General features: G+C 56.1%; 30 protein-coding genes. 15 read left to right on the top strand and 15 right to left on the bottom strand.

The window, feature by feature from the left end; genetic code table 11:
- Positions 1–49: 49 nt before the first annotated feature.
- Positions 50–277 (top strand): YceK/YidQ family lipoprotein, encoded by a 228-nt coding sequence (locus tag AC3WS9_RS13830; protein ID WP_285150786.1) that lies wholly within the window; start codon positions 50–52, stop codon positions 275–277.
- A 6-nt stretch (positions 278–283) separates the two neighbouring features.
- On the opposite strand, the gene AC3WS9_RS13825 is transcribed toward AC3WS9_RS13830, so the two are convergent.
- The 3 genes from AC3WS9_RS13825 to AC3WS9_RS13815 all read right to left on the bottom strand — a co-directional run bounded on the left by AC3WS9_RS13825 (position 284) and on the right by AC3WS9_RS13815 (position 3,021).
- The gene (locus AC3WS9_RS13825; protein WP_285145843.1) at positions 284–658 is read right to left on the bottom strand and encodes a MysB family protein; all 375 of its coding nucleotides are present in this window, start codon (positions 656–658) and stop codon (positions 284–286) included.
- Positions 659–744: 86 nt separating this feature from the next.
- Positions 745–1,971 (bottom strand): multidrug efflux MFS transporter MdtG, encoded by a 1,227-nt coding sequence (mdtG, locus tag AC3WS9_RS13820; protein ID WP_492488889.1) that lies wholly within the window; start codon positions 1,969–1,971, stop codon positions 745–747.
- 123 nt (positions 1,972–2,094) lie between these two features.
- On the bottom strand, positions 2,095–3,021 hold the full coding sequence (locus AC3WS9_RS13815) for a Kdo(2)-lipid IV(A) acyltransferase (protein WP_282494883.1): 927 nt from the start codon (positions 3,019–3,021) through the stop codon (positions 2,095–2,097).
- Positions 3,022–3,241: 220 nt separating this feature from the next.
- Here AC3WS9_RS13815 and trhO point away from each other — a divergent pair, with 220 nt between their 5' ends.
- Positions 3,242–4,291: an oxygen-dependent tRNA uridine(34) hydroxylase TrhO gene (trhO, locus tag AC3WS9_RS13810; protein WP_492488888.1), complete on the top strand. Its 1,050-nt coding sequence runs from the start codon at positions 3,242–3,244 to the stop codon at positions 4,289–4,291.
- 38 nt (positions 4,292–4,329) lie between these two features.
- On the opposite strand, the gene AC3WS9_RS13805 is transcribed toward trhO, so the two are convergent.
- From AC3WS9_RS13805 to mdtH, 9 genes are all read right to left on the bottom strand, one after another.
- A complete protein-coding gene (locus tag AC3WS9_RS13805) occupies positions 4,330–4,905 on the bottom strand; it encodes a YceI family protein (RefSeq protein ID WP_282494885.1) in 576 nt (191 codons plus the stop codon).
- Between the two features lie 2 nt (positions 4,906–4,907).
- Positions 4,908–5,474 carry a cytochrome b gene (locus tag AC3WS9_RS13800; RefSeq protein ID WP_492488886.1) on the bottom strand — a complete coding sequence of 189 codons (567 nt, stop codon included), beginning with the start codon at positions 5,472–5,474 and terminating at the stop codon, positions 4,908–4,910.
- A gap of 261 nt (positions 5,475–5,735) precedes the next feature.
- Positions 5,736–5,849, bottom strand: a complete 114-nt coding sequence (locus AC3WS9_RS13795; RefSeq protein WP_282495016.1) for a YceO family protein — start codon at positions 5,847–5,849, stop codon at positions 5,736–5,738.
- A gap of 60 nt (positions 5,850–5,909) precedes the next feature.
- Positions 5,910–7,028, bottom strand: coding sequence for an N-methyl-L-tryptophan oxidase (gene solA, locus AC3WS9_RS13790; RefSeq protein WP_492488884.1), 1,119 nt, complete (start codon positions 7,026–7,028; stop codon positions 5,910–5,912).
- Between the two features lie 117 nt (positions 7,029–7,145).
- Positions 7,146–7,400 carry a biofilm formation regulator BssS gene (gene bssS, locus AC3WS9_RS13785; protein ID WP_095281565.1) on the bottom strand — a complete coding sequence of 85 codons (255 nt, stop codon included), beginning with the start codon at positions 7,398–7,400 and terminating at the stop codon, positions 7,146–7,148.
- Between the two features lie 271 nt (positions 7,401–7,671).
- Positions 7,672–7,917, bottom strand: coding sequence for a DNA damage-inducible protein I (gene dinI / locus AC3WS9_RS13780; protein WP_285150779.1), 246 nt, complete (start codon positions 7,915–7,917; stop codon positions 7,672–7,674).
- Positions 7,918–7,991: 74 nt separating this feature from the next.
- Entirely contained in the window at positions 7,992–9,038 is a 1,047-nt protein-coding gene (gene pyrC, locus AC3WS9_RS13775; RefSeq protein WP_492488882.1) for a dihydroorotase, read from the bottom strand.
- Positions 9,039–9,178: 140 nt separating this feature from the next.
- On the bottom strand, positions 9,179–9,739 hold the full coding sequence (locus AC3WS9_RS13770; protein ID WP_282494890.1) for a lipoprotein: 561 nt from the start codon (positions 9,737–9,739) through the stop codon (positions 9,179–9,181).
- A gap of 127 nt (positions 9,740–9,866) precedes the next feature.
- The gene (mdtH, locus tag AC3WS9_RS13765; protein WP_282494891.1) at positions 9,867–11,075 is read right to left on the bottom strand and encodes a multidrug efflux MFS transporter MdtH; all 1,209 of its coding nucleotides are present in this window, start codon (positions 11,073–11,075) and stop codon (positions 9,867–9,869) included.
- Between the two features lie 289 nt (positions 11,076–11,364).
- On the opposite strand from mdtH, the gene rimJ reads away from it, so the two are divergent.
- From rimJ to murJ, 4 genes are all read left to right on the top strand, one after another.
- On the top strand, positions 11,365–11,949 hold the full coding sequence (gene rimJ / locus AC3WS9_RS13760) for a ribosomal protein S5-alanine N-acetyltransferase (RefSeq protein WP_282494892.1): 585 nt from the start codon (positions 11,365–11,367) through the stop codon (positions 11,947–11,949).
- 11 nt (positions 11,950–11,960) lie between these two features.
- Positions 11,961–12,611, top strand: a complete 651-nt coding sequence (locus AC3WS9_RS13755; RefSeq protein WP_492488880.1) for a YceH family protein — start codon at positions 11,961–11,963, stop codon at positions 12,609–12,611.
- Positions 12,612–12,613: 2 nt separating this feature from the next.
- Positions 12,614–13,537 (top strand): Gfo/Idh/MocA family protein, encoded by a 924-nt coding sequence (locus AC3WS9_RS13750; RefSeq protein ID WP_492488878.1) that lies wholly within the window; start codon positions 12,614–12,616, stop codon positions 13,535–13,537.
- Positions 13,538–13,657: 120 nt separating this feature from the next.
- Positions 13,658–15,193: a murein biosynthesis integral membrane protein MurJ gene (gene murJ, locus AC3WS9_RS13745; RefSeq protein WP_282494895.1), complete on the top strand. Its 1,536-nt coding sequence runs from the start codon at positions 13,658–13,660 to the stop codon at positions 15,191–15,193.
- A 59-nt stretch (positions 15,194–15,252) separates the two neighbouring features.
- On the opposite strand, the gene flgN is transcribed toward murJ, so the two are convergent.
- The 3 genes from flgN to flgA form a co-directional block, all read right to left on the bottom strand.
- Positions 15,253–15,675: a flagella biosynthesis chaperone FlgN gene (flgN, locus tag AC3WS9_RS13740; RefSeq protein WP_282494896.1), complete on the bottom strand. Its 423-nt coding sequence runs from the start codon at positions 15,673–15,675 to the stop codon at positions 15,253–15,255.
- Between the two features lie 4 nt (positions 15,676–15,679).
- On the bottom strand, positions 15,680–15,973 hold the full coding sequence (gene flgM, locus AC3WS9_RS13735) for a flagellar biosynthesis anti-sigma factor FlgM (RefSeq protein WP_492488876.1): 294 nt from the start codon (positions 15,971–15,973) through the stop codon (positions 15,680–15,682).
- Positions 15,974–16,065: 92 nt separating this feature from the next.
- Positions 16,066–16,725 (bottom strand): flagellar basal body P-ring formation chaperone FlgA, encoded by a 660-nt coding sequence (flgA, locus tag AC3WS9_RS13730; protein ID WP_282494898.1) that lies wholly within the window; start codon positions 16,723–16,725, stop codon positions 16,066–16,068.
- Positions 16,726–16,883: 158 nt separating this feature from the next.
- On the opposite strand from flgA, the gene flgB reads away from it, so the two are divergent.
- The 9 genes from flgB to flgJ are packed head-to-tail and all read left to right on the top strand — an operon-like array spanning position 16,884 to position 24,053.
- Complete coding sequence (gene flgB, locus AC3WS9_RS13725) at positions 16,884–17,300, top strand: flagellar basal body rod protein FlgB (RefSeq protein WP_492488874.1); 417 nt, start codon at positions 16,884–16,886, stop codon at positions 17,298–17,300.
- Positions 17,301–17,303: 3 nt separating this feature from the next.
- Complete coding sequence (flgC, locus tag AC3WS9_RS13720; protein WP_282494900.1) at positions 17,304–17,708, top strand: flagellar basal body rod protein FlgC; 405 nt, start codon at positions 17,304–17,306, stop codon at positions 17,706–17,708.
- Between the two features lie 11 nt (positions 17,709–17,719).
- Positions 17,720–18,430, top strand: a complete 711-nt coding sequence (gene flgD / locus AC3WS9_RS13715) for a flagellar hook assembly protein FlgD (RefSeq protein WP_282494901.1) — start codon at positions 17,720–17,722, stop codon at positions 18,428–18,430.
- Positions 18,431–18,455: 25 nt separating this feature from the next.
- A complete protein-coding gene (gene flgE, locus AC3WS9_RS13710; protein WP_285145851.1) occupies positions 18,456–19,664 on the top strand; it encodes a flagellar hook protein FlgE in 1,209 nt (402 codons plus the stop codon).
- Between the two features lie 20 nt (positions 19,665–19,684).
- Positions 19,685–20,440 (top strand): flagellar basal body rod protein FlgF, encoded by a 756-nt coding sequence (locus tag AC3WS9_RS13705; protein ID WP_282494903.1) that lies wholly within the window; start codon positions 19,685–19,687, stop codon positions 20,438–20,440.
- A gap of 11 nt (positions 20,441–20,451) precedes the next feature.
- Positions 20,452–21,234: a flagellar basal-body rod protein FlgG gene (flgG, locus tag AC3WS9_RS13700; RefSeq protein WP_282494904.1), complete on the top strand. Its 783-nt coding sequence runs from the start codon at positions 20,452–20,454 to the stop codon at positions 21,232–21,234.
- A 57-nt stretch (positions 21,235–21,291) separates the two neighbouring features.
- Positions 21,292–21,990: a flagellar basal body L-ring protein FlgH gene (gene flgH, locus AC3WS9_RS13695; protein WP_282494905.1), complete on the top strand. Its 699-nt coding sequence runs from the start codon at positions 21,292–21,294 to the stop codon at positions 21,988–21,990.
- Positions 21,991–22,002: 12 nt separating this feature from the next.
- Positions 22,003–23,100, top strand: a complete 1,098-nt coding sequence (locus tag AC3WS9_RS13690) for a flagellar basal body P-ring protein FlgI (RefSeq protein ID WP_282494906.1) — start codon at positions 22,003–22,005, stop codon at positions 23,098–23,100.
- Entirely contained in the window at positions 23,100–24,053 is a 954-nt protein-coding gene (flgJ, locus tag AC3WS9_RS13685; protein WP_285154867.1) for a flagellar assembly peptidoglycan hydrolase FlgJ, read from the top strand. Before AC3WS9_RS13690 ends, flgJ begins: the two co-directional genes overlap by 1 nt.
- Positions 24,054–24,102 lie beyond the last annotated feature (49 nt).

Raw genomic sequence — 24,102 nt, 5'->3', positions numbered from 1 at the left:
GAAAGTAAAAATACCGGCCAAGGCCGGTATTTTTTTATATGAGGTTTGAATGAGAATACTCATCGTGGTGATGATGGCGCTGCTGCTCAGCGGGTGCGGCAGCATTATCAGCCGTACCATTCCCGGTCAGGGCCATGGCAACCAGTATTATCCCGGCGTGCAATGGGACGTTCGCGACTCCGCATGGCGCTATGTCACGATCCTCGACCTGCCGTTCTCGCTGGTGTTCGACACGCTATTGCTACCTATCGACGCGCAGCACGGTCCTTATGAATAAGGTCGGTTAACGTTCGTCCCACTCGTCCGCTGCGGTTTGCCCCTCTTCGGTATCCAGCGGCGGCTCAAGCTGAAACTCACCCTCATCCCATTCGTGAAGGGTGTTTTCCTCCAGCCACTCCTGCCGCAACTCAATTTCCTCATAATCACCGTCGAAAACGGCCTGAGCCGCCTGGCCGCTCAGCACCGGCAGACACTCACCGTCTTCACCTTCGTCCGCAAAGAATTCGGCCTGCCACATGATATCGCCATCTTGCAGGACATATTTTTGAATATTGAGTTGCTGAATGTCCGCATCTTCCTCCTCGATATTGGTGTTATCGGCGAGAAACTCTTCACGAGCGGCATCAATGGCTTCTTCCAGCGTGGCATACATGGTCATCGGTATCTCCCTGTGATTCGCAGTGGTGTTCAGGGAAAGAATAGCTGATTCTCCGATTTTGCAAGTATGAATGCGCCAATAAGTTATCAGGAGGGGGCATTAAGCGCGGGCTGCGACGCGCGGGCCAGGCTCCACCACGAGTAAATCGCGTTGAACAGCACGACGCTTGCGGTAACGATAAACACGGCGCGGAAGCCAAAGCTCGCGGAAATCCCGGCCCCGACCAGCGGCCCCGTGACGTTGCCGATGTCGCGGAAAGACTGGTTGTAGCTGAATATCCGCCCGGCAATCTGGTTCGTCGAATTGTAGACCAGCAGCGTTTGCACCGCCGGAAGTAGCGCCCCGTCAGCAGCGCCGAGTAAAAAGCGCAGCACGCCGAGCTGCCACGGCGTCTGCACGAACGACATGGGGATCAGCAGCACAACTGAGATCACCAGAGCAGCAATCAGGATCTTCTCCGGCCCAATGCGATCCCCCAGTTTACCGAGACGCGGAGCGCTCAGCAGGGCCGCGACGCCGGGTACGGAAGCAATCATGCCGCTGATAAAGGCGATATTGCTGACGTTTCCGGCCAGCTCGCGAACGTACAGCGTCAGAATCGGGGCGATAGAACCCGTCGCCACCTGGATAATCATCGTCGTCACAAACAGGCTCAGCACCAGTTTCGGGTTTTTTAGCGAGCCGATGACATCGCGTGCGTGCAGCATCTCGCGTTTCGGCACCGGAGTGAATTTTTCGCGGATACAGAACGCGGTCAGCAGGAAGCAGGCGAAAAGCACGCTGGAGGTGATGAAGAACACCGGGCGCAGCCCGTAAGTGTCGGCCATTAGCCCCCCGGCGAGGGGACCTAGCAGTGCGCCGCTGACGCCGCCAGTCGATAACGTTCCGAGCGCCCAGCCGCTTTTATGACGCGGGATTTGCGTGGCGATCAGGGCGTTGGCATTGGGGACAAACCCGCCCAGCAGCCCAAGCAGCGCACGTAAAATCAGAAACTGCCAGATGTTCTGCGCCAGCCCCATCAGCACCATGATGATCGCCATACCGAGCGCGGAGCGCAGGAGCATGATTTTGCGGCCTTTTCGGTCGGCAAGCCCGCCCCAGAAAGGGGACGCAATGGCGGAGAACAGAAACGTAATGCTGAACACCAGGCCAGACCACATATTCAGGGCGCTATGCCCCGTGACGCCGAGTTGCTCGACATACAGCGGCAGAAAAGGCATCACCAGGCTAAATCCGGCGCCGGTCAGAAAACAGCCGAGCCAGGCAACCACGAGGTTACGTTTCCAGTTTATGGGGACATCTGAGGGTGACATAGCAATCCGTAACGCGAAAAGAGAAGGTAGTAAGCCTGCTAATTATGCGCCTGGGTGATGATTGCTGCAATGCGAAGGGCTTTTAAAGCTAAAAGGGATGCGGCCTCGGAGGCCGCATTGAGATCAGTAGCGCGACGGCATACCTTCCGGTCGGGTCTTAAAGCGGCGGTGCAGCCACATATATTGCTCCGGGGCGAGCATGATGCACTTCTCGACCACGCCGTTCATCCAGCGGGCGGTCGTTTCGGCATCGTCCAGCGGCGGGGCGCATTCCGGCTCCAGCATCATCAGCTCGTAGCCTTTCCCGTCCGGTTTGCGGCGCGGTACAAAAGGCACAATCGCCGCTTTTGACATGCGCGCCAGCATCCAGGTGCCGGTGGTGGTCGCGGTCTCCTGAACGGCGAAGAAGGGGACAAACACGCTGGATTGCTTCCCGTAATCGTGGTCTGGCGCGTACCAGATCACTTCCCCGTTTTTCAGGGCGCGGATCATGCCTTTCAGGTCTTTACGGTCAATCATGCTCTTATTGGAACGCATACGGCCCCAGGTTTGCAGCAGATCGATTACCGGATTATCGTTCGGGCGATAGACACCGATGCCGGGAGCCTGCATGCCAAACATCCGCGCGCCGATTTCGAGCGTGAGGAAGTGGATGCCAATCAGCAGCACGCCGGTTTTTTGCGCCTGCAGCGTGTGCACCGGTTCCATGCCGGTTCCGGTGACGTCATACCAGCGCGCCATGCGCTTATCAGGCCAGAACCAGGCCATTCCGGTCTCCATCAGGCCCATGCCGACGGATTCGAAATTTTTCCTGACCATACGCTCGCGCTCTTGCGCGCCCATCTCTGGAAAACTGAGTTCCAGATTGCGATTCGCAATCTTAACACGACGTTTCATGAAACGCTGAGCAATGTGGCCGAGACCGCAACCGATGCGATAAATCACCGGGTAGGGCAGTTGTACCAGCAACCATAAAAGGCCGACGCCGGCCCAGGTTGGCCAGTAACGTGGGTGAAGCAGCGCCGCAGAAAATTGGGGTAATCGGGTCATGTCTTTCCTGTCTTTTTCGTCCTTATGCCGTCATTCTCGCATTTTTTAAAACCATAACCAAAACGAATGGGCGCCGAATGAGCGCTTTTGCAGCAATTGTTGCTACATTATTTTTTGGATGAGAGAAATGTAGCGCAAAATGTGGGGATGTAAATTCTCATTGTATGCTATATGATGCCGCCGATTTTCTTTCTCTTAACGATTGCAGGAACCGTACACCATGCCAGTGTTACACAACCGCATTTCGAATGAGACCCTGAAAGCACGCATGCTGGCGGAAACCGAAGCGCGTGTAACTATCTCATTCTATAAATATTTTACTATCTCAGAACCGCAGGAAACCCGCGACGCACTCTACAAGGCTTTCGAAGCACTGAATGTCTTTGGTCGCGTTTACCTGGCTCATGAAGGCATCAACGCCCAGATCAGCGTGCCAGAAAGTAAAGTGAGCGCCTTCCGCGATGTGCTTTACGGTTTTGATCCCGCGCTCTACAACCTGCGCCTGAACGTGGCCCTCGACGATGACGGGAAATCCTTCTGGGTGCTGCGCATGAAAGTACGCGAACGCATCGTGGCAGACGGCATCGACGACCCAACGTTCAACGCGGCTGACGTCGGGGAATACCTGAAAGCGGCAGAAGTGAACGCCATGCTCGACGATCCCGACGCCGTGTTTATCGATATGCGTAACCACTACGAATACGAAGTGGGCCATTTCGAAAACGCGCTGGAGATCCCGGCGGATACCTTCCGCGAGCAGTTGCCGAAAGCCGTGGAGATGATGCAGGAGCACAAAGATAAAAAAATTGTGATGTACTGCACCGGGGGCATTCGCTGCGAAAAAGCCAGCGCTTTCATGAAGCACAGCGGTTTCAATAAGGTCTGGCACATTGAAGGCGGGATTATCGAATACGCCCGTCGCGCGCGTGAGCAGGGCTTACCGGTGCGCTTTATCGGCAAGAACTTCGTCTTTGACGAGCGCATGGGCGAGCGTATTTCCGAAGATGTGATTGCGCACTGTCATCAGTGCGGTACGCCGTGCGATACCCACACCAACTGCAAAAACGACGGCTGTCACCTGCTGTTTATCCAGTGCCCGGCGTGTGCGGAGAAGTTCCGCGGCTGCTGTAGCGAACTCTGTAGCGAAGAGAGCGTTCTGCCGGAAGAAGAGCAGCGTCGCCGTCGCGCGGGGCGTGAAAACGGCAACAAGATCTTCAATAAATCACGCGGTCGACTGAATACCAAACTGGGTATTCCTGACCCGGAGTAAAAAAGTTATCCCGGCGCGCAATGCGGCCGGGATTTTTTTTACTTCTGCTGGACGCCTTCCACGGAAATAATCAGATCCACTTCCTGCGACGCCGGGCCTAAATCGGTGGTGATGTTAAAATCTTTCAGACGGATTTTCCCTTCTGCCTCGAAGCCTGCGCGCTTGCCGCCCCACGGATCATCACCCTGACCAATGAGTTTCGCATCCAGCGTCACCGGTTTGGTTACGCCATTCAGGGTCAGGTTGCCGGTAATATCCAGCCCGTCGCCATCTTTTTTCACTTCCGTTGAGGTAAAGGTCGCCTGCGGGAATTTCGCCACATTCAGGAATTCCGCGCTGCGCAGATGTTTATCGCGCTCGGCGTGGTTGGTGTCCAGGCTGTTGGTGTTGATGGTCACATTCACTTTGTCCGCTGCGGGATTTTTTTCGTCAAAGGTGAAGGTGCCGTCGAAATCTTTAAAGGTGCCGTACAGCCAGCTGTAGCCCAGGTGCTGAATACGGAAATTAACGAAGGCGTGCTGGCCCTCTTTATCAATTTTATAGTCAGCGGCGACGGCAGAGCCGGTGGCAAATACCAGCGAACCTAACGCGATACCCAGCAGGTGTTTTTTCATTTTTATGCTCCAGAGTCAACAGACGATCGGCCAAGCATCCGCTTGAGCGTGGCGTCCTTATCGATGAAATGATGTTTAAGGGCCGCAAGGCCATGAAGGACAGAGATGATCACTACGCCCCAGGCAAGCCACAGATGCACCTGGCCCGCCAGATCGGCCTGCGAACCGGCACCCGCGAGCGTGGCCGGAACCTCAAAGAGGCCGAAGACGCTGATCGGTTTGCCATCGGCGGTGGAGATCAGATAGCCGCTGATCAAAATGGCAAACAGCAGGACATACAGGATGATATGAGCAGCGGCGGCACCGATACGCGTCAGTTTGCTGTAGCTTTGCAGCGCCGGGGGAGGTGGAGAGAGATGTCGCCAGACGAGACGGACGACCAGCGCCATCATCAGCAGAATGCCTATGCTTTTGTGCAGTTCAGGCGCCTGATGATACCAGCCGTCGTAATAGCTCAGCGTCACCATCCACAGACCTAAGCCGAACATGCCATAAACCGCGAGAGCAATTAACCAGTGCAAACTCATGGATATTATTCCATAGCGTGCAGAAGAATTACGCAGTTGCATAATGATGACCATTCCTAATTAATTTGAAGGGTAAAAATGGCCTGTGAAAACGTTTATTGCAACTGATATTTAAGCATTAGGAATATTCATTTTTCTATTTCAATATTTTTGATTATGTATTGCGGTTTTGCTTCAATTCATTCGTGGGTAAGTCGGTGTTTTGAGTGAGAAAGGGCAATGCAGAAGGTGTGTTGCAATCAAATTATTTGCTGCAAAATTAAGGTAATATAAAGTATTGTCAATTATCGTCAGCATCTCTTTTCAGAAAAATACAATATAAATAACATCGATGATAGCCAGTAAGGACCATAACAAAATATAGAGCATGAAATGTTCGCGAATATTGTTAACCAGATAATCGAAGATCCTGCGCATCATTTTTGTTACCGAGAGTAGAAAGAGAAAGGCTCCGAATGTCGGAGCCTGAAGAGAGGATTATCCGCCAAAACGCGAGAGAGAGAAGGGCGTCAGATCAAACTGCGGGGTTATTCCCTGCCCGAACTGCGCTGCGATCTCACCCAGCACCGAGGCGAATTTAAACCCGTGGCCGCTCAGCCCGGTGATCAGCAGCGTGTTGCTGTGCCCCGGCAGCGTATCGATGATGAAATCCTCATCCGGGGTGTTGTCGTAGGTGCAGGCGGCGCCGTAGAGCAGTCCACCGACGCCCGGTAGTACGTTGCGCAGGAAGTTAAACGCCTCGGAGCCATCGCCCGGCAGATCGCCGAAGGGTTTACGCTCCTGCGGCGAGGAGATCACCTGGCCGCCGTTATGCTTGCCGATTTTGAGGGCGTCTTTCTCGGAGGGGAAGCCGTAGAACTGATCGCCGTTCGGCAGTTCACCGGTAAAGGCCGGGAATTTGTTCTGTGTACTGAAACGGCCATCGGCCTGGAACCAGGAGAAGACTTTACGCACCGGCTGAACCGGCAGGTTCGGAAGCAATTTCGTCACCCAGGTTCCAGCGCTCACCAGCAAACGGTTTGCCGAATATGGGCCTTCCGGCGTGTCGACGGTCACGCCGTCGTCGTGATGATGAATGGCCGTTACCGGGCAGTTGAAGAGCTGTGCGCAGCCAGCCTGTTCTGCCAGGGAGACCCAGGTTTTGATCGCCGTTTCGCAGTGCAGCACGCCGGACCTCGATTCAAACAGCCCGATGTAATCCTCTGGGACCGTGATTTCCGGCCAGCGTTTCATCACGGCGGCGGCATCTAGGCGCTCAACGTCCAGATTGAATTCGCGCGCGCTGTGCTCGACGTTCGCCAGAAATTCCGAATGCGCCGGGCCGAGATTCACCACGCCCGTGCGCTCAAAAATCTTCTCTTCACTCAGGGCCGATAATTCATCCCAGAGCTGCTGTGCTCTGAGCACCAGCGGGACGTAGCGCTCGCCTTCGCCATAGGCGTGGCGGATGAGACGGGTGTCGCCGTGATGACTCCCCTCAGCGTGTGGAGGAAGGTGGGCATCAATCATCAGGACGTTCAGGCCAGCTTGGGTGGCGTAATAACCCGCAGCAGAACCGACCGAGCCGCTGCCTAAAATAATCAAGTCGTATTTCATGAGAATCTCTTAAACCAGGACTTAAGTTTGCAGAGTAATTAAGATGAAAGGCTTATTCAAGGGAGAAATAAATGAGGCACCCTTAAGGTGCCTGTTGAGTGAATGTAGGGCATAAATTTAATGCCGACGATACTCATTTTCCTGGTAGTCGCCAGACTCTATTTTGGCAATACCTGCCTCTAAAATAGAAATAAACTGGCGTGCAACATCGGTGGTCAGCCACAGTGTCTGACCAACTTCCGCTTCTTCACGGCTAGGCTGATTCGGGGTCTGGTAGTGCAAACGCAGCATCAGTGCATCGTAGCTGTCTACGGTACTGATATCCCATCCGACAAGAGGATGGGTCTGGATGACTTCATTATTCTTTTCCATCATAACCCCCGTAATACGTGTTAGAAGACAACGACTGTGAGGTTCAATGCGTGTTTTTCTGAAGCAACTTCAGTATATCAATAAATAAGGGATATGCAGGGGAAAATAAACAGGCAGCAACACATTTTTCTGCTTTTTAGGATTGTTTGAACAATAAAACGCCATCTTATTCACGTTTTTTTAAGAAGATACGCAATTAATTTGAACTTATTTTAAAAGCATAAAAAAAGCCGGGGCGACCCGGCAAAAAAAGACAATGAGGGAGAAATAATTATTCGGTGATGAACCAGTCGTCGGCGCTTTCCCAGGTTTCCTGCAGGATTTCGCTGATGCGATCTTTATCATCTTTCGCCCCGCCGAGAACGGAGAGATTGTTGGCAGTGGCGTAACGCACGGTGACGTTCCCGTTTTGATCGGGGAAAGTCTCGTTGATGCGACGGGAGAGTTCTCCGGCCAGCGCATCCAGCGCGCCAGCAGGCAAAGCGGTGGTTTTGGCGATAGTGACTTCAATACGCATAATGGCCCCCTGTGTAATATACTGTGTATTTATACAGGCATCATGTCGAACTTACAACAGGGGGCGACAAAAAATTACTGTTTAACCGTCCAGTTAACGGTTTCACCGGCCAGGAACGGGATCAGGGTGTCGTCCGTCAGGGCGATAGAATCGACGACCTGGCTCTCTTTGCGCTCCAGTTCGATAAAGCTTTCATTCACCGGCAGACCGTAGAAGCGTGGGCCATTGAGTGAGCAGAAGGCTTCGAAGTGCTCCAGCGCACCCATCTCTTCAAACACCGTGGCGTAGCTGGCGAGCGCGGTTGGGGCGTTGAAACAGCCTGCGCAGCCGCAGCTGGCCTCTTTGCGGTGACGCGCATGCGGGGCCGAGTCGGTTCCGAGGAAGGCGCGGGTAAAGCCGCTGGCGACCAGTTCACGCAGCGCCTGCTGGTGGATATTGCGCTTGAGGATCGGCAGGCAGTACAGGTGAGGGCGCACGCCGCCGACCAGCATGTGGTTGCGGTTGAACATCAGATGCTGGGGGGTAATGGTCGCGGCGAGCAGCTCGTTGCCGTCGCGCACGTACTCTGCGGCATCTTTAGTGGTGATGTGCTCGAACACCACTTTCAGCCCCTGCAGACGCTGGCGCAGCGGCTCCATGACGGTCTCAATGAAACGCGCTTCGCGGTCAAAAATATCAATGTCCGGGTGTGTCACTTCGCCGTGGATCAGCAGCGGCATACCCAGTTTTTCCATGCGTTCCAGCACTGGCATAATTGCATCGGTGCTGGTGACGCCGTGGCTGGAGTTGGTGGTGGCGTTGGCCGGATAGAGTTTGGCAGCGGTAAACACGCCTTCGTTAAAGCCGCGTTCGACCTCGTTCGGATCGAGGGAGTCGGTCAGATAGCAGGTCATCAGCGGAGTAAAATCATGGCCTGCCGGAACGGCGTCGAGAATGCGCTGACGATAGGCAATCGCGGCATCCACTGTGGTGACTGGCGGAACCAGGTTAGGCATGACAATCGCGCGGCCATAGATTTCGCTGGTGTAAGGGACAACGGTTTTCAGCATGTCGCCATCGCGCAGATGGATATGCCAGTCGTCAGGGCGGCGGATTTTCAGAACCTGGGGATGTGCAGTCATTGATATGCTCCGGCTTATCAGGAATCAGTCATAAGGATGGCTGTTTTTGCCGGACACAAATCATAGGCGGAAACGTTTTCGTTTGCACTCATTTCCGTTAAATAGGTGTGTAAAAAAGGGCGCCAGTGGCGCCCTCAGGGTTAATCCGTAAACGGAATAATAATTTCACCCGGTTTCACTTCGATACCTTTGGCATATTTCTTCGCCAGAGCCTCGCCTTTGCTTCGGTCTTCGCTCAGCACATACGCCGGCTGCTGATTGAAATAGTTCCGCAGGGACTGGTTCAGATACGGCATCAGCGTTTGCAGCACCGGTTTCATTTTCTCCGGCGTCACTTCCGCGTCGACGATCTCCATCTCCTGCAGGTAGATCGCGCCTTTCTCTTTGTTGAACACCGGCAGCGCTTTCAGCTTCAGTTTGATGTTCGCTTTCTGGCTACCGAACAGGGAGTTCATATCCAGTTTGGCATCGCCGGAGAGGGTGACTTTGTTCGGCTCCTCGCGGCCAATCTGGCTGACGAGGTGGTTCAGTACGATATGGGCATCGGCAACGCCGGGCACGCCGATATCCTTCGAAAAGTTATTGTGTTTTTCCAGCGCCTGGTTGATTTCCTGCTCACTGACGCTGTAGTGCGTAAGCTGGTTACAACCGACCAGCAGGCCGCTGACAACGAACGCAGCAGCAATAACGATCTTTTTCATGGGGTTCCTCAACATGATGTCGGCGCTTCTGTCCTGACGCCTCAGTATGTCAGGGGGGTATACCAGTTACCAGCAGAAAAACCTGATAATCAGGGGGGAAAGAGTCCCATTCGCCCGAAATGTCTCTTTATGCGCCCGGCTCCAGCATCCCGCTGGTGCTGCGTTTCGGGCTGAACTGCCACCACAGGGCGATGAGGGTGATAAAGCCCACCACGCCGAGCATCATCCACGGCAGTTCGGGCTGATTCAGCGCTTTGCCCGCATCAAACAGCCAGCCGCCACCGGCGTATCCCAGCGCGCCGCCAAAGGCCAGACCCAGACGGCTAAAGCCCATATAGCTGCCGCGAGCGCGCGGATCGGCAAGCCCGGCGCTGAGGGTTTCGCGCGCCGGTTCAGCGATGATCGACCCAATATAGAAGGTGCAGATCAGGATGAAGAGCTGCTGCAGGGTGCCGACTAATCCGATCGGCATCATGCTCAGGGTCATCAGCAGCAGGCCCGCCATCAGACGATGTTCCAGACGAAAACGTTTTTCGCTCCAGCGCGCGATAGGGTAGAGCAGCGTCAGCGACAGACAGGCTTCAATGGCGTACATCCATTTGACGGCCGCAGGGGATCCTGCGATGTCGTTGACCATAATCGGCAGCATCAGCATGACCTGCACCGCCAGCATGTAATACCCGGTCAGCGTCAGGACGTAGGTGACGAAGCGTTTATCGGCCAGCACGCGACCCAGACCTTCGCGGACGGGGGCTTTCACCGTCGAGAGTTTCCAGGCCGGCAGCAGCCAGGCGTTAAACCCGGCGCACAGAATAAACAGGACCGCGCCGGTAGCGCACACCAGGCGGAAGTCGTATTGCAGCAGCCAGCTGCCGAGCAGCGCGCCGACGACCGCCCCAGCGCTGTCCTGCATCATCAGCAGGGAGAAAAAACGACCGCGATGCTGCGGGCGAATCAGTTTGACGACCAGCGCGGTGCGCGGCGGGTCAAACAGCGTGCCGCCAATCCCGGAGAGGAAGCAGGAGAACCACAGAAGCCACGGGTCGTGCGCAATGCCCATGGTGGCAAAGCCTGCCGCGCGCAGCAGCATGCCGGTGACAATCATCGGTTTTGCGCCAAAGCGGTCGGCAATCGCCCCACCAAACACGCCCAGCCCCTGCTGAACAAACTGACGCAACCCTAACGCAATGCCGACCATTAATGCCGCCCAGCCCATTTGATCGACAAAGCGAATGGAGATCAGGGGGAATACGACAAAAAAGCCGAGCACGACCAGCATGTTATCGACCAACAGGAAATATTTACCCAGGCTCCGGGCCTGTGATACGCGGGACATCTTCCCTCCAGAGGGGAAATACACATCACCTTTCGGGCTGCCCAAAAGGGAGCCTGAAGGCTTAGGTGTATATAAAGGTGAGCACGCTAATATTCTGCGGGGTTAGCGTCTGTTTTCCCACCCATCCAGCGACAATATTTTTTTATCAAAAGAGTGGTTTGATTCAGCTTTTTAATCGAATTTTGTGAATTCTGTGAAAAAGGGTATGTCACTGTTTTCACAGAAAGCACCGGCGCAGGTATAGTAAAGCTAACAGCTAGAGCAGAAGTGACGGGAAGGAGTGGTATCGATGTTTGGCTATCGCAGTAATGTGCCAAAAGTGCGCCTGACAACAGACAGACTGGTCGTTCGTCTGGTGCATGAGCGTGATGCCTGGCGTCTGGCGGATTATTACGCCGAGAATCGCCAGTTTTTAAAGCCCTGGGAACCCGTTCGGGATGAAAGCCACTGCTATCCCTCTGGCTGGCAGGCTCGCCTGGGAATGATTGCTGAATTTCATAAGCAGGGCAGCGCCTATTATTTCGCGCTGCTGGACCCGGAAGAGAAAGAGATTATCGGCATCGCCAATTTCTCGAATGTGGTGCGCGGCTCATTCCACGCCTGTTATCTCGGCTACTCCATCGGCCAGAAATGGCAGGGGCAGGGGCTGATGTTCGAAGCCCTCACCAGCGCGATTCGCTACATGCAGCGCTCCCAGCACATCCATCGCATCATGGCCAACTACATGCCCCACAATCAGCGCAGCGGCGATCTGCTGGCGCGTCTGGGGTTTGAGAAAGAAGGCTACGCGAAAGATTATCTGTTGATCGACGGCGAGTGGCGTGACCACGTGCTGACGGCGTTAACCACCAAAGAATGGACCGCAGGTCGCTAAGGAGCTCTCTCATGAAATATCAGTTAACGGCCACAGAAGCGCGCGTGATTGGCTGCCTGCTGGAAAAGCAGGTCACCACGCCAGAGCAATATCCCCTGTCGGTGAATGCTGTAACCCTCGCCTGCAACCAGAAAACCAACCGCGAGCCGGTGCTCAACCTGAGTGAGCATGAAGTTCAGGAGCATCTGGACGCGCTGGTCAAACGCCACTATCTGCGCACCGTCAGCGGGTTTGGCAACCGCGTCACCAAATATGAACAGCGTTTTTGCAATTCCGAATTTGGCGATCTGAAACTGAGCAGCGCCGAAGTGGCGGTGATCACCACGCTGCTGCTGCGCGGGCCGCAAACGCCGGGCGAATTACGTTCCCGCGCCGGCAGAATGCATGAGTTCAGCGATATGCAGGAGGTGGAACAGACGCTGGAAAACCTCGCCGCGCGCGAAGATGGCCCGTTCGTCCTGCGCCTGGCGCGTGAGCCGGGGAAACGTGAAAGCCGCTATATGCACCTCTTTAGCGGCGACGTGGAAACGCTGATTAATGTCGTTGAAGCGGTCTCTCCCGCCGAGGACGAAACCCTCGCGGCGCGCGTTGAAGTCCTGGAAAACGAAGTGGCGGAGCTCAAGCAACGACTGGATTCTCTGCTGGCCCATTTAGGAGACTAACGGTGAGTAAATTACGCATTGGCGTGGTCGGTCTGGGCGGGATCGCGCAAAAAGCCTGGCTGCCGGTTCTCGGCGCGGCGACCGACTGGACGCTGCAGGGCGCATGGTCGCCAACGCGCGAAAAAGCGCAGCGGATCTGCGATACGTGGCGCATCCCTTATGCCACGTCCATGGCGGATCTGGCGCGCGACTGCGACGCGGTCTTTGTTCACACCTCGACGGCGACGCACTATCAGGTGGTGAGCGAGCTGCTCAACGCGGGCGTTCACGTCTGCGTCGACAAACCGCTGGCGGAAAATGTGCCGGACGCCGAACGTCTGATTGAGCTGGCGGCGCGTAAAAATCTGACTCTGATGGTCGGGTTCAACCGTCGCTTCGCGCCTCTGTATCAGGATCTCAAAGCTCAGCTCGGCGCGGCAGCGTCGCTGCGCATGGACAAGCATCGCACCGACAGCATTGGCCCGAACGATCTGCGTTTTACCCTGCTGGACGATTATCTCCACGTGGTGGATACCGCCCTTTGGCTGACCAACGGCAACGCGCAGCTGAAAAGCGGGACCCTGCAAACCAACGATCAGGGCGAGATGGTTTATGCCGAGCATCACTTTGCGTTTGAGCATCTGCAGGTGACGACCAGCATGCATCGTCGTGCGGGCAGCCAGCGCGAGTCCGTGCAGGCGGTGACCGATGGCGCACTGATTGATGTCACCGATATGCGCGAATGGCGTGAGGAAAAAGGCAGCGGGGTGGTGACACGTCCAGTCCCTGGCTGGCAGAGCACGCTCGAGCAGCGCGGCTTTGCGGGTTGTGCGCGTCACTTCATCGAGTGCGTGCAAAATCAGACGGTTCCTGAAACCGCGGGCGAACAGGCGATCCTGGCCCAGCGCATCGTGGACAAGCTCTGGCGCGAGGCGATGAGCGAATAAAAACAGTTTAATCCCTGTAACATCTGCGGATAGTAATTCGCTTAAATACGGGTAGACTAAGCGCACTTTTCACGCCTGCTATGCAGGCGTTTTGCCGTGTGGTTGTGGAAATTCACGTTAATGAACTTATTAAAATCGCTGGCAGCCGTCAGCTCGATGACCATGTTTTCTCGCGTGCTCGGTTTTGCGCGCGACGCGATTGTGGCCAGGGTTTTTGGCGCCGGGATGGCAACGGATGCCTTCTTCGTGGCGTTCAAACTCCCTAATTTGCTGCGCCGCATTTTCGCCGAAGGGGCGTTCTCGCAGGCGTTTGTGCCGATTCTGGCCGAGTACAAAAGCAAGCAGGGCGAAGACGCGACCCGCGTGTTTGTCTCTTACGTCGCGGGCCTGCTGACGCTGGCCCTGGCGGTCGTCACCGTCATTGGGATGCTGGCTGCGCCCTGGGTGATCATGGTGACCGCACCTGGCTTTGCCAATACGGCGGAAAAATTCACCCTGACGACGCAGCTGCTGCGCATTACCTTTCCTTATATTCTGCTGATCTCCCTGGCCTCGCTGGTGGGGGCGATCCTCAACACCTGGAACCGCTTCTCCGTTCCGGCGTTTGCCCCGACGTTTTTAAACGTCAGCATGATCGGTTTTGCCCTGTTTGCCGCACCGCACTTTAATCCTCCGGTGCTGGCTCTGGCGTGGGCGGTGACCGTCGGTGGTGTGCTGCAGCTGGCGTACCAGCTTCCGCATCTGAAAAAGATTGGCATGCTGGTCCTGCCGCGTATTAACTTCCGTGATGCGGGGGCGATGCGCGTCATCAAGCAGATGGGCCCGGCCATTCTCGGCGTGTCCGTCAGCCAGATCTCGCTGATCATCAACACCATTTTCGCGTCGTTCCTGGTTTCCGGCTCCGTGTCATGGATGTACTACGCCGACCGTCTGATGGAGTTCCCGTCCGGCGTGCTGGGCGTGGCGCTGGGGACGATTCTCCTGCCGTCGCTGTCGCGCAGCTTCGCCAGCGGCAATCACGACGAATACTGCCGCCTGATGGACTGGGGCCTGCGCCTGTGCTTCCTGCTGGCGCTGCCAAGCGCCGTGGCACTGGGGATTCTGGCGAAACCTTTAACCGTGTCTTTATTCCAGTACGGCAAATTCAGCGCCTTTGATGCCCTGATGACCCAACGCGCGCTGGTGGCCTATTCGGTTGGCCTGATGGGGCTGATTGTGGTGAAAGTGCTGGCACCGGGTTTCTATTCCCGTCAGGACATCAAAACGCCGGTCAAAATTGCGATTGTCACCCTGGTGATGACGCAGCTGATGAACCTTGCGTTTATTGGCCCGCTGAAACACGCCGGTCTGTCCCTGTCGATTGGTCTGGGGGCGTGTCTGAATGCCGGTCTGCTGTACTGGCAGCTGCGTAAGCAGAAGATCTTTACGCCGCAGCCGGGCTGGATGAGTTTCCTGATTCGCCTGCTGATTGCGGTCGTGGTGATGGCGGCGGCGCTGGTGGGCATGATGTACGTCATGCCGGAATGGTCGCTCGGCACCATGCCGTATCGTCTGCTGCGCCTGATGGCGGTGGTGGTGGTGGGGATTGTGGCTTACTTCGCGACACTCGCCGTGCTGGGCTTTAAGGTGAAAGAGTTCGCTCGCCGCACGGCATAAACGACTAAAGGGGAGTCACCTGCTGGTGCTCCCCGTTTCCCGCTTAATCGCTCGGGCGATTAAATCGAAATCTTCTTCCCACCACCGCGCGAGCTGGATGTCTGGCCATTTGCGCCATACAGTCCCGGCTCCTGATGAGGTTTCAACACCTCAAGCGCCTGCTGGTTACGTTCAAGCTGCCCTTCTAACAGCCAGCCGTTATGCTGGTTGAGATCGCGCAGGTGCTGCGTTTTTTCCGTGATGGTCTGCCAGCGCTCAACGATATCGTCGTTGGCGCTGCGTCGCGGGTCTTGCTCCGCACGACGTTGCTTCTCTAGATAATCCAGAGTCGCCAGCAGCGAGCTTTTATCTTCAGTAATGCGCTGCAGGGCGCTGCCACTGACGTAGCCTGCGGATAACTGCTGCTGCTCGGCATCCATCACCGTCTTCAGATCGTTCAGGACTACCGTCATTTGATCCAATATTTCTGACAGTCGACTCATACGGTTATTTACTCTGAAGGAAGTTCTGCGTGTCCTGAATCAGCGCATCAGCAATTTTGCTGGTGTCCATTTTCAGTTCGCCGTTACGAATCGCGGTTTTCAGCGCTTCGACGCGTTCCATGTTGATATCGTTAGTCCCCGGCTGCATCAGTTTGGACTGCGCATCACTTAAGGTGACGCTGGTGCTGTTGGCCGTGGACGATCTTTCCAGACGCGCTTTAAGGGCTGGCGCGTCGGTCGTTTCGCGAGGTTGTACAGTGCTAACCGGCTTCAGGGGCGATGTACGATCAATGCTCATAGTGTTGTCCTCATAGAGGTTCGCGGCGTGGGCGCCTGACATCATCATTTGTTGAATATTTATCGGCAGCCGCCGTGAAATCTTTAAAAAGATTATAGGTTAATCAGAATAATCCCATCATTTCCGACGGTTCCGTTCACCACCTGACCTGAAGACATCCTTACTCGGGCGCTTTGGGCGACCGCAGCGTTGTTCAACGCCTGGCCTTCACCATTAATACTAAAGCCATCTCCGTTTGCTACCACCATCACGCGCTGCCCGGCTTTAATGCGCCATGCCTGGCGCAGCATCGACAGTTGAATGGCCTGACCCGGCGCGACATCGCGCAGGCTGACCGCGTCCTGTGCCTGATTAATATCAAGCATCGTTCGCGGTGGAAGCTCATCCAGACGGCCCCGTTTTAAGGCCACGTTAGCGGGCTGTAAAACGCTGCCGCGGGAGATCGGCTGGGCGGCGACAACATAATTGCCGGTCGCCTGAACCACCACCTGTAAAAAACGTTTTTCGTTATTACAGCGTGCCTGAACGTTCACGTTACCCCACAGCTTCGCGCTGCCGCTGACGCTGAACGAAGGCTGATCACAGGAGGGAAGAAGATTAGGCTGCGTCTTCACCGTGACCGTCACGTCATCGCTCACCCCGGCCAGCTTCTCGGCAAAAAATGCGCTCAACTGGGCGTTAAGATCCGCCGCCTGTGACAGGGGGCTTAACAGCAGTAGGGTTGCGGCAAGGCCACTTTTAAACGTCAGCATCTCAAATTCCCGCGGTTCCTGGATTTAACACAATTCTACCCTTTAGGGTTTCCTATCAACGCAACAAATAGCGACGCATTTTGCGTTTATTCCGTCGATAAAGCGGACGGGTTGAGATTTAAGCTACATGCTGAAATTTCGCCATCAGCGGAGGAGACATGCTCGATAAACTCGACGCCGCGTTACGTTTTCAACAGGAAGCGCTCAATCTGCGCGCCCAGAGGCAGGAAGTCCTGGCCTCTAACATCGCGAATGCGGATACCCCAGGGTATCAGGCGCGCGATATGGATTTTTCCAGTGAGCTTAAAAAAGTGATGGATCGCGGACGGACGGAAGGGACGGGTGTTTCCCTTGCGCTGACGTCTTCACGCCATATTCCCGCTCAGGCAATGACTGCGCCTTCTACGGATTTACTTTACCGAATTCCCGACCAGCCATCCCTGGACGGTAACACCGTCGATATGGACCGGGAGCGCACCCAGTTTGCCGATAACAGCCTGAAATATCAGGTGGGATTGACCGTTCTCGGCGGACAGATCAACAGCATGAAGACCGTCCTGCAGGGGGGCAACTAATTTATGGCCTTACTGAACATATTTGATATCGCGGGTTCAGCACTGACCGCGCAGTCCCAGCGTCTGAACGTGGCCGCCAGTAACATGGCGAACGCCGACAGCGTGACCGGACCCGACGGTCAGCCCTATCGCGCCAAACAGGTCGTGTTTCAGGTCAATGCTGCGCCGGGCGCGGCAACCGGCGGCGTGAAAGTGGCGGATGTGGTTGAGAGCCAGGCGCCGGACAAACTGGTGTTCGAGCCAGGCAATCCGCTGGCGGACGCCAACGGCTACGTCAAGATGCCCAACGTCGACGTGGTCGGCGAAATGGTGAACACCATGTCAGCGTCGCGCAGCTACCAGGCGAACGTTGAGGTGCTCAATACCGTGAAGAGCATGATGCTCAAAACGCTTACTCTCGGTCAGTAAAGGAAACGCCCATGTCCATCACCGTCAATATGAATGACCCGACCACATCTGGGGTCACCGGCGCGAGTAGTTCCGCCGGCTCCAGCTCGGTAACCGGGAATAACGCTGCCGATTTACAGAGCAGCTTTTTGACGTTACTGGTTGCGCAGTTGAAAAACCAGGATCCGACCAACCCGATGCAGAACAACGAACTGACCACGCAGCTTGCGCAGATCAGTACCGTGAGCGGCATCGAAAAACTTAACACTACGCTGGGTTCTGTCTCGGGCCAGATCGACAACAGCCAGTCTTTGCAGGCTGCGAGCTTGATCGGTCATGGCGTGATGATCCCTGGGACCACCATTCTGGCTGGGACCAGCGGCGCAGAGGGAAGCAGCACCACCACAACCACGCCATTTGGCGTTGAGTTGCAACAGCCGGCCGATACAGTCACCGCCACCATCACCAACAAAGACGGTGTGGTTGTGCGCACTATCGACATTGGTGATCTGAAAGCGGGCGTCCATACCTTTACCTGGGATGGCAGCCTGACTGACGGGACCACGGCACCTAACGGTTCTTACAAAGTGGCGATTTCTGCCAGCAACGGGTCGACTCAGCTGGTGGCTCAGCCACTGCAGTTCGCTCTGGTGCAGGGTGTGACTCGTGGCTCTGATGGCAACAAACTGGATTTGGGTACTTCTGGCACCACCACACTCGACGAAGTTCGACAGATTATTTAAGACTTAACATTATCAGGAGTAAGTCATGGCCTTTTCTCAAGCGGTCAGCGGCCTGAATGCTGCGGCCACCAACCTGGACGTCATTGGCAACAACATTGCCAACTCCGCGACCTATGGTTTTAAATCCGGTTCAGCCTCTTTCGCAGACATGTTTGCCGGCTCTAAAGTGGGTCTGGGTGTTAAAGTTGCGGGCATCACCCAGGACTTTACCGACGGTACCACCACTAACACTGGCCGCGGGCTGGATGTGGCGATCAGCCAGAACGGTTTCTTCCGTATGGTCGACCAAAACGGCTCTGTGTTTTACAGCCGTAACGGCCAGTTCAAGCTGGACGAAAACCGTAACCTGGTCAACATGCAGGGTCTGCAGCTGACCGGCTATCCGGTTGCCGGGACGCCACCAACGGTTCAGACCGGTGCGAACCCACAGGGGATCTCCATTCCGACTACGCTGATGGCGGCGAAGTCCACCACCAACGCGTCTCAGCAGATCAACCTGAACTCCACGGATGCCGTGCCGTCCGTGTCCCCGTTTGATGCGACCAACCCGGATTCCTACAACAAAAAAGGGACCATCACTGTCTTTGACAGCCAGGGTAATGCGCACAACATGAACCTGTTTTACGTCAAAGACACTGCCGCGAACAGCTGGAAGGTCTATTCCCAGGATGGCAGCGTAGCAGGTAGCCCTGTAGCACTGGCCACCACGCTGACCTTTGACGCCAACGGTGTTCTGACCGGTGGTGGCAAAGTTAACGTCACGACCGCGACCATGCCTGGCGCGACACCGGCGACCTTTGCACTGGACTTTGCGAACTCCATGCAGCAGAACACCGGCGCGAACAACATCGTGGCAACCAACCAGAACGGCTACAAGCCGGGCGACCTGGTGAGCTACCAGATCAACGATGACGGCACCGTTGTGGGTAACTACTCCAACGAACAGACTCAGGTTCTGGGCCAGATCGTGCTGGCGAACTTCGCCAACAACGAAGGTCTGAAATCTGAAGGTGACAACGTCTGGTCTTCCACCCAGTCCTCTGGCGTGGCGCTCCTCGGTACGGCGGGTTCCGGTAACTTCGGTACCCTGACCAACGGCGCGCTGGAAGCCTCCAACGTCGACCTGAGTAAAGAGCTGGTGAACATGATTGTCGCGCAACGTAACTACCAGTCGAACGCGCAGACCATCAAAACCCAGGATCAGATCCTCAACACGCTGGTCAACCTGCGTTAATCGTCTAACGGGATGATGTCATGGATCACGCAATATATACGGCGATGGGCGCTGCCAGCCAGACGTTAAATCAGCAGGCAGTAACGGCCAGTAACCTGGCAAACTCCTCGACGTCGGGCTTTCGTGCGCAGCTGAATGCACTGCGCGCGGTGCCGGTCCAGGGGCTGACATTGCCGACGCGTACGCTGGTTATCGCCTCTACGCCAGGTGCCAATATGACCCCTGGTCAGCTGGATTACACCTCTCGCCCGCTGGACGTTGCGATGCAACAGGACGGCTGGCTGGCGGTACAGGCGGCTGATGGCACTGAAGGCTATACCCGCAACGGAAACATTCAGGTTGATGCGGCGGGTCAGTTGACGATCCAGGGACGTCCGGTGATGGGTGAAGCGGGTCCGCTGACGGTTCCGGAAGGATCGCAGCTGACGATTGCGGCGGACGGGACGGTATCGGCCCTGAACCCTGGCGACCCGGCGAACACGGTGGCCCCGGTGGGGAAACTGAAGCTGGTGAAAGCCGAGGATAAGGAAGTGGTGCGCAGCGATGACGGCTTATTCCGTCCATCCGCACAGGCGCAAACCACGCGTGGCCCAACCTTCCAGGCGGACCCGAGCATTCGCGTGATGTCCGGCGTACTGGAAGGCAGTAACGTCAAACCGGTTGAAGCCATGACCGATATGATCGCCAACGCCCGCCGTTTCGAAATGCAAATGAAGGTTATCACCAGCGTCGATGAAAACGAAGGCCGTGCTAACCAACTGCTGTCTATGAGTTAACAGGATTTCTTATGATCAGCTCTTTATGGATCGCGAAAACGGGTCTCGACGCGCAGCAAACCAACATGGATGTGATCGCCAACAACCTGGCGAACGTGAGCACCAATGGTTTCAAGCGTCAGCGTGCCGTCTTCGAAGATTTGCTTTATCAAACCATTCGTCAGCCGGGCGCACAGTCGTCCGAGCAGACCACGCTGCCGTCAGGGCTGCAGATTGGTACGGGTGTGCGTCCGGTTGCGACCGAACGTCTGCACAGCCAGGGTAACCTGTCCCAGACCAACAACAGCAAAGACGTGGCGATCAAAGGCCAGGGCTTCTTCCAGGTGCAGCTGCCTGACGGAACCTCAGCCTATACCCGCGACGGCTCTTTCCAGGTCGATCAGAATGGTCAGCTGGTGACCTCCAGCGGTTATCAGATCCAGCCTGCGATCACCATTCCGGCGAACACCCTGAGCATTACTATCGGGCGTGATGGCATCGTGAGTGCGACTCAGCAGGGGCAGGCCGCGCCTGTTCAGGTGGGTCAGCTGAACCTGACAACCTTTATGAACGATACCGGTCTGGAAAGTATTGGTGAGAACCTCTACACCGAAACCCAGTCCTCCGGTACCCCGAATGAAAGTACGCCGGGTCTGAACGGCGCAGGCCTGCTGTATCAGGGTTATGTCGAAACCTCTAACGTCAACGTGGCGGAAGAGCTGGTGAACATGATCCAGGTTCAGCGCGCGTATGAAATTAACAGCAAAGCAGTGTCGACGACCGACCAGATGCTGCAAAAACTGACGCAACTTTAAGGTGTAGCCCGGTACGGTTTCCGCCGTACCGGCTCCCTGTTTTCGAAGATGAAGGCAATGCAAAAAAACGCGGTTTTTCGTTATCCAATACTGACTGTCCTGGCCGTTACCCTCAGCGGGTGTGCCTTGATCCCGTCAAAACCTCTGGTAGAGGGTGCGACTACCGCCCAACCCGTTCCCGGCCCGACGCCGGTGGTAAACGGCTCCATTTTCCAGTCAGCGCAGCCGATTAACTACGGTTATCAGCCGCTGTTTGAAGACCGTCGTCCGCGTAACGTGGGCGATACGCTGACCATTGCGCTGCAGGAAAACGTCAGCGCGAGCAAAAGCTCCTCGGCGAACGCCAGCCGCGACGGCAAAACCGACTTCGGCTTTGATACCGTTCCGCGCTATCTGCAGGGCCTGTTTGGCAATGCGCGTGCCGATGTGAATGCTTCTGGCGGCAACAGCTTTAACGGCAAAGGCGGCGCGAACGCCAGCAACACCTTCAGCGGTACGCTGACGGTGACCGTCGACCAGGTTCTGGTGAACGGCAATTTACACGTGGTGGGTGAAAAACAGATCGCCATTAACCAGGGCACTGAATTCATTCGCTTCTCCGGTGTGGTTAACCCTCGCACCATCAGTGGCACCAACACCGTACCGTCCACCCAGGTGGCGGATGCGCGCATTGAGTACGTCGGTAACGGCTACATCAATGAAGCGCAGAATATGGGCTGGCTGCAACGCTTCTTCCTTAATTTATCGCCGATGTAAGCGAGGTGACCCATGTTTAAATCCCTCTTCGCCATGCTGTTGATCCTGGTCGCGACCTGCGCCCAGGCCGACCGCATTCGCGATCTCACCAGTGTACAGGGCGTACGTGAAAACTCATTGATTGGCTATGGCCTCGTGGTCGGCCTGGACGGAACGGGCGACCAGACCACCCAGACGCCGTTTACCACTCAGAGTTTGAACAACATGTTGTCTCAGCTCGGGATCACCGTCCCGCAGGGCACCAACATGCAGCTGAAAAACGTGGCGGCGGTCATGATTACCGCATCCTACCCGGCGTTTGCGCGCCAGGGGCAGACCATCGACGTGGTCGTCTCCTCGATGGGTAACGCCAAAAGCCTGCGCGGCGGTACGCTCCTGATGACCCCGCTGAAAGGCGTGGACAGTCAGGTGTATGCCCTGGCGCAAGGTAACATTCTGGTCGGCGGTGCGGGTGCATCGGCGGGCGGCAGCAGCGTGCAGGTGAACCAGCTCAACGGCGGACGTATCACCAACGGCGCAATCATCGAACGTGAACTGCCGACGCAGTTTGGCGCCGGGAACACCATCAACCTGCAGCTGAATAACGAAGACTTCACCATGGCGCAGCAGATCGCTGACACCATCAACCGCAGCCGCGGTTTTGGCAGCGCCACAGCGCTGGATGCCCGTACCGTGCAGATCCGCACCTCAAGCGGCAGCAGCAATCAGGTACGTATGCTTGCGGATATCCAGAATATGGAAGTCAACGTGCCGGTCCAGGACGCGAAAGTGATCATCAACTCGCGTACCGGATCCGTGGTCATGAACCGCGAAGTGACGCTGGACAGCTGTGCCGTTGCACAGGGTAACCTTTCGATCAGCGTCAACCGCTCGGCGAACGTCAGCCAGCCGGATACGCCATTTGGCGGCGGTCAGACGGTCGTGACACCGCAAACGCAGATCGATCTTCGCCAGAGCGGCGGCTCGCTGCAAAGCGTGCGCTCCAGCGCCAACCTGAACAACGTGGTCCGGGCGCTGAATGCGCTGGGTGCGACACCGATGGATCTGATGTCGATTCTGCAATCGATGCAAAGTGCAGGATGCCTGCGCGCGAAACTGGAAATCATCTAATGCTGGGTGATAGCAAGCTGTTGACTAGTGCGGCCTGGGATGCCCAGTCGCTCAACGACCTGAAAGCTAAAGCAGGCACTGACCCGGCGGCCAACCTCCGCCCGGTCGCCCGCCAGGCGGAAGGGATGTTTGTACAGATGATGCTCAAAAGCATGCGTGATGCGCTGCCGAAGGACGGAATGTTCAGCAGCGATTCGACGCGGCTCTACACCAGCATGTATGACCAACAGATTGCCCAGCAGATGACCGCCGGGAAAGGGCTGGGCTTCGCCGATATGATCGTCAAACAGATGGAGCAGGCGCAGGGGATCCAGACTGAAACGCTGTCCCGGCAAGTGCCAATGAAGTTTGACCCTGAAACGGTGACCCGTTATCAGAACCAGGCCGTGACGCAGATGGTGCGCAAAGCGATGCCGAAACCGTCCGGGCCGAGCGATGAACCGCTGTCCGGCGACAGCAAAGACTTCCTCGCACAGCTTTCGCTCCCGGCACGTCTGGCGAGTGAGCAGAGCGGGGTGCCTCATCACCTGATTCTGGCGCAGGCCGCGCTGGAATCCGGCTGGGGGCAACGCCAGATTCGCCGTGAGAACGGCGAGCCGAGCTTTAACATCTTCGGCGTGAAAGCGACGCCAGGATGGAAGGGGCCGACCACAGAGATCACCACCACGGAATATGAAAACGGCGCGGCGGTGAAAACCAAAGCCAAATTCCGTGTTTACAGTTCATACCTCGAAGCCTTGTCAGATTATGTTGGGCTGTTGAGCCGCAATCCGCGCTATGCCGCGGTGACGCAGGCCGCAACGCCGGAGCAGGGCGCACAGGCGTTGCAAAACGCTGGATACGCGACCGATCCGCAGTATGCCCGCAAGCTGACAGGGATGATTCAACAGCTTAAAGCGATGGGCGAGAAAGTGAGCAAGGCTTATAGCACCGATATCGAAAATCTGTTCTAAGGGCTCAAGTTTGAGCGCGCGGTGTCGATAATCCTTATCAGGACTCGTG

Source organism: Lelliottia sp. EB106-05-01-XG201 (assembly GCF_058791735.1).
The sequence above is the reverse complement of the archived record's forward strand: the minus strand, read 5'-3'. Positions and strand labels throughout refer to the sequence as shown.

Excerpts from the sequence above, each read along its gene's own strand:
- AC3WS9_RS13830 (WP_285150786.1), top strand. The coding sequence starts at position 50 with ATGAGAATACTCATCGTGGTGATGATGGCGCTGCTGCTCAGCGGGTGC.
- AC3WS9_RS13825 (WP_285145843.1), bottom strand. The coding sequence starts at position 658 with ATGACCATGTATGCCACGCTGGAAGAAGCCATTGATGCCGCTCGTGAA.
- mdtG (WP_492488889.1), bottom strand. The coding sequence starts at position 1,971 with ATGTCACCCTCAGATGTCCCCATAAACTGGAAACGTAACCTCGTGGTT.
- AC3WS9_RS13815 (WP_282494883.1), bottom strand. The coding sequence starts at position 3,021 with ATGACCCGATTACCCCAATTTTCTGCGGCGCTGCTTCACCCACGTTAC.
- trhO (WP_492488888.1), top strand. The coding sequence starts at position 3,242 with ATGCCAGTGTTACACAACCGCATTTCGAATGAGACCCTGAAAGCACGC.
- AC3WS9_RS13805 (WP_282494885.1), bottom strand. The coding sequence starts at position 4,905 with ATGAAAAAACACCTGCTGGGTATCGCGTTAGGTTCGCTGGTATTTGCC.
- AC3WS9_RS13800 (WP_492488886.1), bottom strand. The coding sequence starts at position 5,474 with ATGCAACTGCGTAATTCTTCTGCACGCTATGGAATAATATCCATGAGT.
- AC3WS9_RS13795 (WP_282495016.1), bottom strand. The coding sequence starts at position 5,849 with ATGCGCAGGATCTTCGATTATCTGGTTAACAATATTCGCGAACATTTC.
- solA (WP_492488884.1), bottom strand. The coding sequence starts at position 7,028 with ATGAAATACGACTTGATTATTTTAGGCAGCGGCTCGGTCGGTTCTGCT.
- bssS (WP_095281565.1), bottom strand. The coding sequence starts at position 7,400 with ATGGAAAAGAATAATGAAGTCATCCAGACCCATCCTCTTGTCGGATGG.
- dinI (WP_285150779.1), bottom strand. The coding sequence starts at position 7,917 with ATGCGTATTGAAGTCACTATCGCCAAAACCACCGCTTTGCCTGCTGGC.
- pyrC (WP_492488882.1), bottom strand. The coding sequence starts at position 9,038 with ATGACTGCACATCCCCAGGTTCTGAAAATCCGCCGCCCTGACGACTGG.
- AC3WS9_RS13770 (WP_282494890.1), bottom strand. The coding sequence starts at position 9,739 with ATGAAAAAGATCGTTATTGCTGCTGCGTTCGTTGTCAGCGGCCTGCTG.
- mdtH (WP_282494891.1), bottom strand. The coding sequence starts at position 11,075 with ATGTCCCGCGTATCACAGGCCCGGAGCCTGGGTAAATATTTCCTGTTG.
- rimJ (WP_282494892.1), top strand. The coding sequence starts at position 11,365 with ATGTTTGGCTATCGCAGTAATGTGCCAAAAGTGCGCCTGACAACAGAC.
- AC3WS9_RS13755 (WP_492488880.1), top strand. The coding sequence starts at position 11,961 with ATGAAATATCAGTTAACGGCCACAGAAGCGCGCGTGATTGGCTGCCTG.
- murJ (WP_282494895.1), top strand. The coding sequence starts at position 13,658 with ATGAACTTATTAAAATCGCTGGCAGCCGTCAGCTCGATGACCATGTTT.
- flgN (WP_282494896.1), bottom strand. The coding sequence starts at position 15,675 with ATGAGTCGACTGTCAGAAATATTGGATCAAATGACGGTAGTCCTGAAC.
- flgM (WP_492488876.1), bottom strand. The coding sequence starts at position 15,973 with ATGAGCATTGATCGTACATCGCCCCTGAAGCCGGTTAGCACTGTACAA.
- flgA (WP_282494898.1), bottom strand. The coding sequence starts at position 16,725 with ATGCTGACGTTTAAAAGTGGCCTTGCCGCAACCCTACTGCTGTTAAGC.
- flgB (WP_492488874.1), top strand. The coding sequence starts at position 16,884 with ATGCTCGATAAACTCGACGCCGCGTTACGTTTTCAACAGGAAGCGCTC.
- flgC (WP_282494900.1), top strand. The coding sequence starts at position 17,304 with ATGGCCTTACTGAACATATTTGATATCGCGGGTTCAGCACTGACCGCG.
- flgD (WP_282494901.1), top strand. The coding sequence starts at position 17,720 with ATGTCCATCACCGTCAATATGAATGACCCGACCACATCTGGGGTCACC.
- flgE (WP_285145851.1), top strand. The coding sequence starts at position 18,456 with ATGGCCTTTTCTCAAGCGGTCAGCGGCCTGAATGCTGCGGCCACCAAC.
- AC3WS9_RS13705 (WP_282494903.1), top strand. The coding sequence starts at position 19,685 with ATGGATCACGCAATATATACGGCGATGGGCGCTGCCAGCCAGACGTTA.
- flgG (WP_282494904.1), top strand. The coding sequence starts at position 20,452 with ATGATCAGCTCTTTATGGATCGCGAAAACGGGTCTCGACGCGCAGCAA.
- flgH (WP_282494905.1), top strand. The coding sequence starts at position 21,292 with ATGCAAAAAAACGCGGTTTTTCGTTATCCAATACTGACTGTCCTGGCC.
- AC3WS9_RS13690 (WP_282494906.1), top strand. The coding sequence starts at position 22,003 with ATGTTTAAATCCCTCTTCGCCATGCTGTTGATCCTGGTCGCGACCTGC.
- flgJ (WP_285154867.1), top strand. The coding sequence starts at position 23,100 with ATGCTGGGTGATAGCAAGCTGTTGACTAGTGCGGCCTGGGATGCCCAG.